The organism is Granulibacter bethesdensis, assembly GCF_001889545.1.
Taxonomy (GTDB): domain Bacteria; phylum Pseudomonadota; class Alphaproteobacteria; order Acetobacterales; family Acetobacteraceae; genus Granulibacter; species Granulibacter bethesdensis_B.
In genome coordinates this window covers 1952913-1966611 of the sequence record NZ_CP018194.1, presented here as the reverse complement: position 1 = coordinate 1966611, position 13699 = coordinate 1952913, and the positions used below count along the sequence as shown (strand labels likewise).

12 protein-coding genes are annotated in these 13699 nt (G+C 58.9%); all 12 read left to right on the top strand.

All coding sequences use genetic code 11. The annotated features are described in order from the left end of the window. Window positions 1-93: 93 nt before the first annotated feature. Window positions 94-537, top strand: coding sequence for an NADH:ubiquinone oxidoreductase subunit NDUFA12 (locus tag GbCGDNIH8_RS09030; RefSeq protein ID WP_095206447.1), 444 nt, complete (start codon window positions 94-96; stop codon window positions 535-537). Between the two features lie 174 nt (window positions 538-711). After that, window positions 712-1266: an outer membrane lipid asymmetry maintenance protein MlaD gene (gene mlaD / locus GbCGDNIH8_RS09025; protein ID WP_072572920.1), complete on the top strand. Its 555-nt coding sequence runs from the start codon at window positions 712-714 to the stop codon at window positions 1264-1266. Between the two features lie 47 nt (window positions 1267-1313). Then, window positions 1314-1556: a hypothetical protein gene (locus tag GbCGDNIH8_RS09020; protein ID WP_081369054.1), complete on the top strand. Its 243-nt coding sequence runs from the start codon at window positions 1314-1316 to the stop codon at window positions 1554-1556. Continuing rightward, entirely contained in the window at window positions 1546-2277 is a 732-nt protein-coding gene (locus GbCGDNIH8_RS09015) for a DUF2155 domain-containing protein (protein ID WP_157692607.1), read from the top strand. Before GbCGDNIH8_RS09020 ends, GbCGDNIH8_RS09015 begins: the two co-directional genes overlap by 11 nt. A gap of 111 nt (window positions 2278-2388) precedes the next feature. Beyond that, the gene (otsB, locus tag GbCGDNIH8_RS09010) at window positions 2389-3147 is read left to right on the top strand and encodes a trehalose-phosphatase (RefSeq protein ID WP_253736000.1); all 759 of its coding nucleotides are present in this window, start codon (window positions 2389-2391) and stop codon (window positions 3145-3147) included. Continuing rightward, a complete protein-coding gene (locus GbCGDNIH8_RS09005) occupies window positions 3144-4478 on the top strand; it encodes an alpha,alpha-trehalose-phosphate synthase (UDP-forming) (RefSeq protein WP_072572918.1) in 1335 nt (444 codons plus the stop codon). Before otsB ends, GbCGDNIH8_RS09005 begins: the two co-directional genes overlap by 4 nt. Window positions 4479-4533: 55 nt before the next feature. Then, window positions 4534-5172: an ANTAR domain-containing response regulator gene (locus GbCGDNIH8_RS09000; protein ID WP_072572917.1), complete on the top strand. Its 639-nt coding sequence runs from the start codon at window positions 4534-4536 to the stop codon at window positions 5170-5172. Then, window positions 5169-6464, top strand: coding sequence for a CmpA/NrtA family ABC transporter substrate-binding protein (locus GbCGDNIH8_RS08995; protein ID WP_072572916.1), 1296 nt, complete (start codon window positions 5169-5171; stop codon window positions 6462-6464). Before GbCGDNIH8_RS09000 ends, GbCGDNIH8_RS08995 begins: the two co-directional genes overlap by 4 nt. A gap of 338 nt (window positions 6465-6802) precedes the next feature. Further along, window positions 6803-8047 (top strand): MFS transporter, encoded by a 1245-nt coding sequence (locus tag GbCGDNIH8_RS08990; protein ID WP_072572915.1) that lies wholly within the window; start codon window positions 6803-6805, stop codon window positions 8045-8047. A gap of 22 nt (window positions 8048-8069) precedes the next feature. Beyond that, window positions 8070-10538: a nitrite reductase large subunit NirB gene (gene nirB / locus GbCGDNIH8_RS08985; RefSeq protein ID WP_072572914.1), complete on the top strand. Its 2469-nt coding sequence runs from the start codon at window positions 8070-8072 to the stop codon at window positions 10536-10538. A gap of 6 nt (window positions 10539-10544) precedes the next feature. Beyond that, window positions 10545-10892, top strand: coding sequence for a nitrite reductase small subunit NirD (nirD, locus tag GbCGDNIH8_RS08980; protein WP_072572913.1), 348 nt, complete (start codon window positions 10545-10547; stop codon window positions 10890-10892). Window positions 10893-10918: 26 nt separating this feature from the next. Beyond that, entirely contained in the window at window positions 10919-13621 is a 2703-nt protein-coding gene (locus tag GbCGDNIH8_RS08975) for a nitrate reductase (RefSeq protein WP_367593383.1), read from the top strand. Window positions 13622-13699 lie beyond the last annotated feature (78 nt).

Below are 13699 nucleotides of genomic sequence, written 5' to 3'. Positions count from 1 at the left end.
AGGTCCGGCTCCGCTCGATCGGGAGTCTATTTTGCGTTGGATAACGGGGATGAACACAAAATCCTGTGGGTAAGGGTGGGGACATCTTCGGGAATGTCGTGGGCAATCACCTATGCGGCAACAGGGCAGGAAAGCCCGGTAAAGTCAGTGGACCAGCGTCAAGGAGCAGATTATAAAGGCGGCATGAACTTCGACACATGGCTGTTCACAAAGCTCCGTGGCCGTCTGGTCGGCGAAGATTCCGCCGGGAATCGCTATTACGAGGATCGTAAGAAGCGCCCTGACCAGCCGCGCCGTCGTCGTTGGGTCGCCTACAAAGGTGCCCCTGAAGCAACCAAGGTGCCGCCGGAATGGCATGCCTGGCTGCATTTCATCACCGATGAGCCGTTGCCGATGACCCATAAACCGTGGGTCCGTCCGCATCGCCCCAATCTGACAGGCACGCCATTGAGCTACCGGCCGCCGGGCCATGACTATAGCGGCGGGCAAAGAGCACGCAGCAGCGGCGATTATGAGGCCTGGACGCCAGGTTCCTGATCCCTGTTGCCCGAATGAGGGCTGCAAGATGGGGCTGCCCAGGGCTGGCCGCCATGGTTGACGCGGCCTTCCTTCACGGCCATCACCACCTTAATCAGTACAGCAAAGCCGCACCATGGCCGTCGTGATGCGTTGTGATTGCAAAATGTCTGTCTGGCGTCGGGGAATGACTGCATGGCATCGCGTAACTCAGCCGAAATCATTGTCGGAGCTGCCATTCTGGCAGTGGCCGGAGGATTTTTGACTTATGCCATGGCCAACTCGGGACGCACTTCCGTCAGCGGTTATCCACTGACGGCACAGTTCGAGAATATCACCGGGCTGACAGCCGGATCGGATGTGCGTATGGCCGGAGTCAAGATCGGGACGGTGGAAAAGACCTCGCTTAATCCCAAAACCTTCCAGGCTGTCGTGACCTTGCGGATTCGTGACGACATCCATTTACCGAAAGACAGTGCAGCGCAGATTCTAAGCGATGGATTGCTGGGGTCTCAATATCTTGGCCTGTCTCCCGGCGGGGATGAGCAGGTGATTGCGCCCGGCGGACAGATCAGCATCACCACGCCCTCGGTCAGTCTGGAGCAGGAGCTCGGCAAATTCGTGTTCAGCGTGAGTGATCTGGTGGCCGAGATCAAAAAAAATCCGGCCATGCAGGGTCAGGGTAATCCGCCGCCTGCAAAACAGCCTCCGGCCCGAAAAGGCGGAGGCGTGATCAAGCCGCTGGAGTAACCATGGTACTGGTGATGCCAGATATGGCCCCGGAAGGGAGAGTGCCGGTGACTGTTGATTCTGTGTCTGATTCAGCCTCGCATGTGCTTCCTGACTGGACTGCGCCGGATGGAATGCCGATCGCCTGTAAGGAAAAGCGGCGTGTTCTGGCAGAAAATCATCGTGAACTGGCGCAGGTGATGCAGGATGCGTATGAGGATGCCATCCTGATGGGGGTCGACGCCGATATGTTCAGGCGCAGCCTGCTGGATATGGTCCAAGCGTTGAAAAGCCCTCTTCATGAGTCGTGAAAAACGGATGAGTGCAGGCCGGATTGCCGGCTGCATGGTGCTGGTATTCTGTATGGTGGCAGGGGCGCATGCCTATGCCCAGCCAACCTCGTTGCAGGATAGTCGACCCCTGCCAAAATCCCGCTCCGGCAGCGCGCCGGTCGATTCCATGCCGCGTTACGATGATCCGAATGATACGGGTTTCAACGCAGGCACAACCGCCAGACCGGTCTCGCCGCCGGTAACCTCCCCCCCCATTGCACCTTTGCCGGCGGATCCGGAGACGAGGCCTGACAGCCCCTCTTCCTCCGGTGAGGGAGATTTGCCCGATACGCCGGGTTCCCAGCCCGGCACCAAACCGGATAATCCCACTGATAAAACGCCTGATGGCAATGCGGCTGGGGATGCCCAGCCTCCGGCCGCGGCGGCAAATCCACTTTCGGCCTATCCCTGGCAGCCGGGCCATAGCGCACAGCTGCAGATTCTGGAAAAACTCAGTGATCGCGTATCGCGTGTCACCCTCAGGGATGGAGATCGTCATACGATCGGTCATCTGACAGTCGTGATGCGCAACTGCCTGAAACATGCGGCTGATGCGCCGCAGGATTTTGCCGCATGGCTCGACATCACCGCTGATACGGAGGGTGCGCCACGTTTTTCCGGCTGGATGCTGGCAAAGGAGCCATGGGTGGCAGTGTATGAAAGCCCCCTGTACGATGTGCGTGTCACGCACTGCGACTGACGGGAAGATGACCCGGGCCGGTGTTAATCGGGCTTTCTTCAGATGCTGATTTTCATTCGGTATCAGAGGAGACAGACGCAACCCGTGGCTTTTTAAAGGGTTTGTTCAAGTATGATGTCCTTTCCACCTCTGGACCGTTTTGCACCGTCCCTTCCTGTTTCTGACTTTGATCCACTTCCTCTTCTGTCGCGGGCTGCCTTGTTTCTGGATATGGATGGCACCCTGCTGGACATTGCCCCGACACCGGACTCCGTGCAGGTAGCGTCCGGCTTACCTGAGGTACTGAGCCGTCTGCATGATGATCTGGATGGTGCCATCGCCATCGTAACCGGTCGGCCGGTGGAGCAGGTGGAGGCCCTGTTTCCCGGCATTTTCACCGCCATTGCGGGGGAGCATGGAGGGGCACTGTATCACCGCACAATGCAGACCACAGAGCGTGTGGCACTGGCAGACCTGCCGGCTGAATGGTTGTGGCAGGGTGAAGCGCTGGCGGTTTCTTTGCCGGGGGTGCTGCTGGAACGTAAACAGCGCGGCTTTGTGCTGCATTTCCGTGCGGTACCGGAGGCTGGTCCACAGGTCGAGGCTGGCCTGCGCGCCATGATGGCTGGTCATGAGGACCGTTTCACCCTGATGGCCGCGCATATGGCGTGGGAAGTGAAGCCCAAAGGTGCTGATAAGGGCACCGCGGTTCAGCATTTGATGCAACACGCACCTTTTCGGGGCCGTGTGCCGGTTTTTATCGGTGATGACGTGACAGATGAGGATGGAATGGCAGTCTGTCGCGCCATGGGAGGAGCCGGCCTGCGGGTGCAGGAGGCCTTCGGCGATGCAGCAGGCGTACGCGCCTGGTTGACGGAGGCGGCGCGGTGAGTCGGCTGATTCTGGTTTCCAATCGTGTTCCTCAGCCGAAAGAGCGTGGACAACTGGCCGGTGGTCTGGCCGTCGCATTGAAAGAAGCCATTGCCGGGCATGAAACCCTCTGGTTCGGCTGGTCCGGCAAGACCGTGGATCAACCCGGTACTGACGTGCATCTGGAAGAAACCAAGGGGGTCACTTACGCCACACTTGATCTGCAGACTGATGCGTATGAGGGATATTATCGCGGTTTTTCCAATGGGATGCTCTGGCCGCTGTTACATAGCCGGATTGGGCTGGGGGTGTTCAGCCGCTCCGACCTCTCTGCCTATATGGCTGTGAATGATGCTTTTGCGGCAGCCCTGAAACCATTGTTACGCCAGGATGATATTATTTGGATTCATGATTATCATCTCATTCCCCTTGGTGCGGCGCTGCGTAGGCTGGGTGTGAAAGCCCGGATCGGTTTTTTCCTGCATGTACCATTTCCGCCGATGGCGGTGTATGCGGCTCTGCCGCAAGGGGATCTGCTGTTACAGGCTTTCGGCGCCTATGATGTGATCGGCCTGCAAACCATCGAGGATGCAGGTCATCTGAACGAATGTCTGGCCATGGCGGGGGTGGCGCGCCGGGCTGATTCTTATCCGATCGGTATTGATCCTGCTGCGTTTGCCGCCACCGCACGTCGCGCCCAGAAAAGTCCGGAAGCCAGACGATTGAGGGAATCCATGGGCGATCGTGCCCTGATTCTGGGGGTGGACCGGTTGGATTATTCCAAGGGCATCCCGCATCGCTTCCATGGCTATGCCCAGTTGCTGAAGCGGTTTCCCGAGCATCGCAACAATGTCACTTTTCTGCAGATCACGCCGGTTTCCCGCGGGGATGTGGCGGAGTACCGCTCCCTGCGGAAGGAAATGGATGAGCTGGTCGGCCGTATCAATGGCGAGCATGCGGAGTTCGACTGGGTGCCGGTGCGTTATCTGACCAGGGCGGTGGCGCGCAATGTGCTGGCCGGGTTTCACCGGGAAGCCAGGATCGGTCTGGTGACGCCGCTGCGCGATGGTATGAATCTGGTAGCGAAGGAATATGTTGCTGCGCAGGACGGTGACAATCCCGGTGCGCTGATCCTGTCGCGTTTTGCCGGCGCAGCATCGGAGATGGCCGGGGCCATTATCATCAATCCATATGATCCCGATGAGATTGCAGAGGCGTTGCATATGGCGCTTGGGCTGGACCGGGAATCACGGCAGGCACGCTGGAAAACGATGATGTCGGCGGTGCAGGCTTCCACCGCCGCGGCATGGGCACGCAGCTTTCTGCAGGATCTGGAAAACGTGCAGTCGTAAGGACGCACTTCTTTCGCTCTGGTCACGGGACAAGCCGCATTGCATATAAGGCGGCATGCAGAAGCCGAGCCTGTCCATTCTGGTCATTGACGAGGACCGTATCCGCGCCTCCATCATTGAGACAGGGCTGCGGGAAGGTGGCCATGATCGCGTAACCGTGCTGCATGACGTCGCTGCAGCGGCAGAAACGATTGCGGTTGCTGCGCCGGATGTCATCGTCATTGATCTCGGTAATCCCCAGCGTGACATGCTGGAGGAGATGTTTCGCCTGTCGCGCTCGGTGCGCAGGCCGGTGGCGATGTTCGTGGATAGCTCCGATCAGGCAGGGATTGAGGCCGCAGTGGAGGCCGGTGTTTCGGCTTATGTGGTGGATGGCTTGCGGCAGGAGCGCGTCAAGCCAATTCTGGATATGGCGATCAGTCGTTTCAACGCTTATTCCCGCTTGCAGCGGGAGCTGGATGAGGCGCGGGGGGCGCTTGAAAGCCGTCGTCTGGTGGATAGGGCCAAGGCATTGCTGATGAAAAACCGCGGATTGAGCGAAGATGCCGCTTATGCCCTGCTACGTCGGACTGCGATGAACCAGAATCGCAAGATCGCTGATATTGCACAAAGTCTGCTGACTGCGGTCGATCTGCTCGATCCACAGGCTGATGAACCGTCTGCCGTTTCGAAGAAAAGGGGGGCGGAGCAATGAGCGGCTTACCAGAAATGGATGTATGTTCCGGGCAGGATCCTAAACAGGGTCCATACCGGATTACCGCCGGCTTCATGCCATTGTTGGACAGCGCTATTCTGATCGCGGCGCTGGAATGTGGATTTGCAGATCAGGAAGGCGTCAACCTGACTCTGGTAAGGGAGAATTCCTGGGCGAATATCCGCGACAGGATGGCGGTCGGGCATTTTCAGGTGGCGCATATGCTCGCGCCCATGCCGATTGCCTGCAATCTGGGTCTGACACCATGGAGCCAGCAGATCATCGCCCCGATGGCGCTGGGACTGGGTGGGAATGCAGTGACTGTCAGCCTGGCACTGTGGCAGGCAATGCGGGATTGCGGCGCTCCATCCGATGGATGCCATGTGTTTGACCCTGCCATGCAGGGGCGGGCGCTGGCCGCTGTGGTTGCGGATCGGGCGAAGCGGGGACAGAAGAAGCTGCGTTTCGCGGTGGTGCATGCCTATTCCGGGCATAATATCGAGCTGCGTTACTGGCTGGCAGCCTGCGGGATTATGCCGGATCGCGATATTGAAATCGTGGTTCTGTCGCCTCCTTTGATGGCGGATGCGCTGATGGGCGGCGGGATCGACGGATATTGCGTCGGCGAGCCATGGAACACTGCTTCCGTGACCGGGGGGCATGGTCGTATCGTCACCGTCAAGGCAGCCATCTGGCGTTCAAGTCCTGAAAAGGTGCTTGGGGTCCATGCCGGCTGGGCGGAGAAAAACCCGGAGGCGCTGGCGGCCCTGTTACGTGCCATGACTCGTGCGGCACTGTGGTGTGCGAACAGTGATCATCATGCCGATCTGGCCCGGATCCTCTCGCGGGAAAGCTATGTTGGCCAGCCTGCCGGGTGGATGATGGCGGCGCTGGATGGCTCCATTGTGCCCGGCGGTCCGGGCAGTCGGGTTGGGGTGATGGTGCCGGATTTTCTCGTCCCCTTTGCCCGTGCCGCCACTTTCCCGTGGAAAAGCCATGCGATGTGGTTTTATGCACAACTGGCCCGCTGGAACTATCTGGAGCACAGCGCGGAGAATGCCTGTATCGCTGCCAACACCTATCGCCCGGATCTGTATCGCGCAGCCATCAGCGGGCTGGGCTATCCCTTGCCGGGGGCCAATGCGAAGGTGGAAGGGGCTTTGACCAGTCCAACCCCGGTTGGGGCCAATCTGGCCGGGCTGACGCTGGGGCCTGACGGATTCTTCACCGGAGAGTTGTTTGATCCGGATGATATGGACAATTACATCCTTCGGCAGAAGGCTGTAATTTAATCAATTGCTTATTATTTGAACATAAAAGATCAAAATAAAGGCAAATTTTGTCTCAAAACGCAAATTGACACGGCTTTTAGGCCAAAAAATGCACGACATCGCGGCATTTCATTTGTATATTAACCCTACGACCTGCGGTGGCCAATGAAGGCTTGAAACACGGTTAGCGTCTAAAGGCGGGCGCATCCAGGCAAAGACGCCGGAGAACGGAGAGGCTGTTCATCTGCTTGCAGGTGTTCCTACTCCTCCCTTGAGCGATTTTTTGTTTCATGGCGCAGCCGCCTGATGATTCCGGCACCCTCCTTGCCGGGCCAGCGGCTCCGTGATTGGAGAGCCCTATGACCGACGGAACTGCCTCCCCACTTCCGGTCGAGCCGCGTGACGGTGCTTCGCGCGCACTCTGGATGTCCACATTTGCCTTTACCATCTGTTTCGCCGTCTGGACCATTTTCGCCATTATTGGCGTCAGGATCAGGCAGGAACTGCATCTGAACGAAACGCAGTTCGGGCTGCTGCTTGGCACACCGATCCTGACCGGCTCGCTGTCCCGCCTGCTGCTGGGTATCTGGGCCAGCCGCTGGGGTGGACGGGCGGTTTATGTTGCCGTCATGCTGACTGCCGCTGTGGCGACGCTGCTGCTGTCTTTCGCGCATAGCTATGAAACCATGCTGCTGGCAGGGCTTGGCATTGGCATTGCCGGTGGTTCTTTCGCGGTAGGCGTGTCCTATGTTTCGCCATTCTTTTCGCAGATAAAGCAGGGCACAGCACTGGGCATTTTCGGAGCTGGCAATGTGGGTGCTGCCGTCACGAAACTGCTGGCGCCGCTGGTGGTGGCGGGTTGGGGCTGGCGCGCTGTGCCGCCGGTCTGGGCTGCTGCGCTGGTGCTGACGGCTGCGGCATTCTGGTTCCTCACCCCCGATGAGCCGCAAAGCGTGCAGCGCCGCGGCAGCTTCTGGAATGAATTCGCTCCGCTGCGCCATATGCAGGTCTGGCGGTTCAGCCTCTATTATTTCTTTGCTTTTGGCGGATTTGTTGCTCTGGCACTGTGGCTGCCGCGCTATCTGGTGGGCGTGTATGGGATGGATCTCGAAACAGCAGGTCTGGTGGCGGCATGCTATTCCATCCCCGGCAGTGTATTCCGTGCGTATGGTGGCATTCTGTCTGACCGGATCGGTGCACGTCGCGTGTTGTATGCGATGTTCGGTGTTGCAGCTCTGGCGACCCTGATCCTGTCTTTTCCCGCACATGCCGGGGGAGGTGTCGCTGGAATCGGTCCCGTTATCTTCGTGATCGTTGCTTTCGTGCTTGGTTTCGTCATGAGCCTGGGTAAGGCCGCTGTCTACAAGCATGTTCCGAGCTATTATCCGGATTCCGTCGGTGCTGTTGGAGGTATCGTCGGCCTGATCGGTGGTCTGGGTGGATTTGTCTTTCCGATCATCTTCGGTTTTCTGAAGGATCAGACAGGATTGTGGCAGAGCTGCTTCATGCTTCTGTTCGTGGTTATTCTTGCCTCGATGATATGGATGCATGTTGCGATCCGGGCCATGCGCCGTCAGTCGATGATTCTGCAAGCTGCACAATAAGAATTTTGACTGGATCAGAATCATGACTGAGAAACTTGTCATCATCGGCAATGGCATGGCGCCAGGCCGTATGCTGGAACATCTGTTCGAGCAGGCTCCGGATCGGTACGACGTTACGATCTTCAATGCCGAGCCGCGGGTGAACTATGATCGCATCATGCTTTCGCCTGTTTTGTCCGGCGAAAAAACCTATGAGCAGATCATCATCCATGGCGATGGATGGTATATTGATCACGGCATCACCCTCTATAAAGGCCATAAGATCGTTGAGATCGATCGGGCTGCGAAAACCGTTACCTCTGATCATGGTGTTGTGGAATCCTATGATCGTCTGGTGATTGCGACCGGCTCCGTGCCGTTCATTCCGCCGATCCCCGGTCGTGATCTTGCGGGTGTGCTGACCTATCGCGATCTGGACGATGTGCAGGCGATGATGCTGGCGGCACAGTCGAAAGCCGGTGTGCTGCCACGGGCGGTGGTGCTCGGCGGCGGTCTGCTGGGGCTGGAGGCCGCGGCCGGTCTGAATGCGCAGGGTATGGATGTCACGGTACTGCATCTTGCACCGACGCTGATGGAGCGGCAACTGGACAGTGCTTCCGCCTATCTGCTGCAAAAGGCGATTGAATCAAAGGGTATTCACGTCATCACCGGCGCGAATACGAAAATCTTCAATGGTGATGACAAGGGGCATGTCAGCTCTGTCACACTGGCAGATGGGACGGAGCTTCCGGCTGATCTGGTCGTTGTTGCGGCTGGTATCATCCCCAATACATGGCTGGCGAAGCAGGCTGGTCTGGAAGTCGGGCGCGGGATCAAGGTCGATGCCACAATGCTGACCTCTGATCCTGACATTCTTGCTCTGGGCGAATGTGTGGAGGTCGATGGCCGTACCTACGGTCTGGTGGCGCCGCTTTACGATATGGCGCGTGTCGCGGCTGCCGTTCTGGCCGGACAGACCACCAGCGGTTTTGTACACAGCGAAACGGCAACGAAGCTGAAAGTCACCGGCGTTGATCTATTCTCGGTCGGTGATTTCGCCGATGGAGACGACCGTGAGGAAATCGTCCTGCGTGATGCGGCGGCCGGTGTTTACAAGCGTGTCATTCTCCAGAACGAGCGTATCATCGGCACCGTGCTGTTCGGGGATACCTCCGATGGTGCATGGTTCAACGACCTGCGCAAGAAAGCTGCCAATATCAGCGAGATGCGTGACACGCTGATTTTTGGTCAGGCCTATCAGGGAGGCACCCCGCTGGACCCTACGGCGGCCGTTGCAGCCTTACCGGATGACGCAGAGATCTGCGGCTGCAACGGCGTATGCAAGGGCGCGATCGTCAGCGCCATCCAGACGAAAGGACTGACCACGCTCGACGATGTGCGGGCGCATACGAAAGCATCGGCATCCTGCGGTTCCTGCACCGGTCTGGTGGAGCAGGTGATGACGTTGACGCTGGGCGATGGGTATCAGCCGGCGGCGGTGCAGCCTGTCTGTAGCTGCACCACGCTGGGGCATGATGATGTGCGCCGCCTGATCCGCGCGAAGGGTCTGAAAACCATCCCGGCAGTCATGCAGGAGCTGGAGTGGAAAACCTCCTGTGGTTGCTCCAAATGTCGTCCGGCGCTGAATTATTATCTGGTCTGCGAATGGCCGGATGAATATGCCGATGATTACCAGTCACGCTTCGTCAATGAGCGTGTGCATGCCAATATCCAGAAAGACGGTACCTATTCCGTGGTGCCGCGCATGTGGGGTGGCATGACCAGCGCGGCGGAGCTGCGGGCAATTGCCGATGTGGTCGATAAATTTGCCATTCCGGCGGTGAAGGTCACGGGTGGTCAGCGCATCGACATGCTGGGCATCCGTAAGGAAGATCTGCCTGCCGTCTGGTCTGATCTCGGCAAGGCGGGGTTTGTCTCTGGCCATGCTTATGCAAAAGGTCTGCGCACGGTCAAAACCTGTGTCGGCTCTGATTGGTGCCGGTTCGGAACGCAGGATTCAACCGGTTTCGGCATCCGCATCGAAAAGTTCATGTGGGGATCATGGACACCTGCCAAAGTGAAGATGGCAGTCTCCGGTTGCCCGCGTAACTGTGCCGAGGCAACCTGCAAGGATGTCGGTGTGATCTGTGTGGATTCCGGATATGAAATCCATTTTGCCGGAGCCGCTGGCCTCGATATCCGTGGTACGGAAGTGCTCGGTCTGGTGCCGGATGAAGATGAGGCGCTGGAAGTCATTGTCGCACTGGTGCAGATGTACCGGGAGCAGGCGCGTTATCTGGAGCGTATCTATAAATGGACCAAGCGCGTCGGGATTCCTGAAATCCGCAAGCAGGTTCTGGAAGACAGGGAACGGCGTCGTCATTATTTCGACCGCTTCGTGTTCTCGCAGAAATTTGCCCAGGTCGATCCATGGTCGGAGCGTGTGTCCGGTAAGGACAAGCATGAATTTAAACCGATGGCCTCCATCGGCATGATGAACGCGGCGGAGTAAGCGGTCATGACATCACCTGAATGGATTGAAATCGGCGGTATCGAGGACATCCCGCTGCGGGGCGCACGCTGTGTGCAGACGCCAGTCGGAAAAATTGCCATTGTCCGCACCATGGATAATCGGGTGTTCGCTATTGGCGACACCTGTCCGCATCGCAACGGTCCGCTGAGTGAAGGGATCGTGCATGATCATTCCATCACCTGTCCTTTGCACAACTGGGTTTTTTCTCTGGAGACCGGGCAGGCGCAGGGCGCGGATGAAGGCAGCGTGCCGGTTTATAAGCTGCGTGAACAGGAAGGCCGCCTGTTTCTGTCGGCAGATGCGCTGTCCATGCAGGCGAGCAAAGCCGCATGACAATTGCGCAGCAGGGGAAGGTATCCTTGTCACAGGATTCTGTCAGCACGACCTGCCCTTATTGCGGGGTCGGGTGTGGCGTGATCGTGGAGCAGGCGGCGGATGGCGCACGCAGCGTGCAGGGCGATCCGAAGCATCCGGCTAATTTCGGCCGTCTCTGCTCCAAGGGGTCCGCCCTGATGGAGACGGTGGATCTGGAGGGACGTCTGCTGCATCCCATGATCAATGGGCAGCAGGTGGGCTGGAATGAGGCGCTGGACCATGTGGCGCAAGGTTTTTCCCGTGCCATTGCCGAGCATGGTCCGGACAGCGTGGCGTTTTATGTCTCCGGCCAGTTTCTGACGGAAGATTACTATGTCGCCAACAAGCTGATGAAAGGTTTCATCGGTTCGGCGAATATCGACACCAATTCGCGTCTGTGCATGGCGTCTTCCGTGGCCGGGCATCGCCGTGCCTTCGGGACGGATACCGTGCCTGGATTGTATGAGGATCTGGAATGCGCTGATCTGGTGGTGCTGACCGGCTCCAACCTCGCCTGGTGTCACCCGGTGCTTTACCAGCGTCTGGCGGCGGCAAAGGCGGCGCGGCCAGAGATGCGCGTGGTGCTGATTGATCCGCGCCGCACCATGACGGCGGATATTGCCGATCTGCATCTGCCAATCCGCCCTGATGGTGATACCGCGCTTTTCGCCGGTCTGCTGGCCTGGCTGGCGGCGGCAGGGCAGGTGAATGAGGGCTATGTCACGCGCCACACCACCGGCTTTGCCGAGGCGCTGGCAGCGGCCTCCGCACTGGATCGCGATATGCTTGATCAGATGACGGGGCTGGATGCTGCAGAGAGGGAGGCATTCTACACCCTGTTCACCACGACTGTGAAAACGGTGACGGTTTACAGTCAGGGCGTCAACCAGTCCTCCTGCGGTACTGACAAGGTGAGTGCCATCATCAATTGTCACTTGGCGACAGGGCGCATTGGCCATCCCGGGATGGGGCCGTTCTCCGTCACTGGCCAGCCCAATGCGATGGGCGGGCGGGAGGTCGGCGGCCTTGCCAACATGCTGGCCGCGCATATGGAGATCGAGAATCCCGAGCATCGCGCTCTGGTCGGGCTGTTCTGGAATGCCCCTCGCATGCCGGAGAAAGCCGGGCTGAAAGCGGTCGATCTGTTCCGCGCCGTGGCGGATGGCCGCATCAAGGCGCTGTGGATCATGGCCACGAATCCGGTGGATTCCATGCCGGATGCGGATGCCGTGCAGAAAGCGATTGCGGCCTGCCCCTTCGTCGTGGTCTCCGACGTGCTGACGAACACAGATACGATGCGTCATGCGCATGTCGCGCTGCCTGCGCTGGCATGGGGGGAGAAGGACGGCACCGTCACCAATTCCGAGCGCCGCATCTCCCGCCAGCGCGCTTTTCTGTCCGCACCGGGGGAGGCGCGGGCGGATTGGCGTATCCTGTGTGACGTGGCGGCGCGGATGGGGTTTGCGGAGGCGTTCTCCTACCGCAATGCCGCCGAAATTTTCGCCGAACATGCCGCCCTGTCGGCGCTGGGCAATGAGGGGCGTCGGGATTTCGATATCGGTGCGCTGGCCACAATCAGCGATGCGGGCTTTGAGGCGCTGAAACCGGTTTTATGGCCTGCTCTGAAGGAAAAATCTTCCTCCAGAACGGTGGGACAGGATGGTCGCTTCTTCGCCGATGGCCGTTTCTTTACCGAGGATCGCAAGGCCCGTTTCATTGCCGTCATGCCCTCTCTTCCGGTGAAAACTGATACAGAGTGGCCACTGGTACTGAATACCGGTCGTATCCGCGATCACTGGCACACCATGACACGTACCGGCAAAAGCCCGCGCCTGTCCCAGCATCTGGCTGAGCCATTCGTCGAAATCCACCCTGATGATGCGGCTCCGCTCGGTATTGCGGCGGCTGATCTGGTCTCTGTCCGGACGGCGCTGGGCTGTATCGTGGTGAGGGCCTTGCTGTCACCACGGCAAAGAAAGGGGATGCTGTTCGTGCCGATGCACTGGACGGACCAGTTCGCTTCCTGCGCCCGTGTGGATGCTCTGGTGCCGGGCCTGACTGATCCGGTCTCCGGCCAGCCTGCCTCCAAGAATGTTGCGGCGCGGATCGCCCGCTATAAACCAGCCTGCTATGGTTTCGCGGTGCTTCAGCAGCCTCCGGACTGGCAACAGATCGGCCACACGCCCGATTATTGGGCTATCAGCCGCTGCATGGGCGGATGGAGGCTGGAATGTGCCTTTACTGAGGCTCCGACCGATATGGCAGGCTTTGCGGCTTCTCTTATCGGAAGAGGGTACGAAGACGGAGAAAACCTGTCCTATGTCGATGCCAGAACAGGTCAGGCCCGATATGCCGCGTTTGACGGGGCACGTCTCACCGGCGCGCTCTATGTGGATCAGCAGCCGGTGGGGGTGGCACGAGGCTGGGCGGCGGAGCAACTGAAGGCAGATTTTACCGATCCTCTGCGCCGCTTCATCGTCATTGCGGGCAGGCCCGGCAAAGGCAGTGTGGATCGTGGTGCCATTGTTTGCTCCTGCTTTGGTGTGGGTGCCACACAGATCAAGACGGCGATCGCCGGCGGATGCCACACGGTGGACTCTGTTGGTCAAGCGCTTCAGGCGGGCACCAATTGCGGTTCCTGCCGTGCGGAGATCCGCATCCTGATCGAGCGTCACGAAGCGGGTACGCCCGCAACTGCCGCCGCATAATCGCATTGCAGTCGTGCGAAGGGCCTGGATCAGTCTTCCGGCTTCATCGCTTGCTGACCGAACCGTTCAGTTCTATGT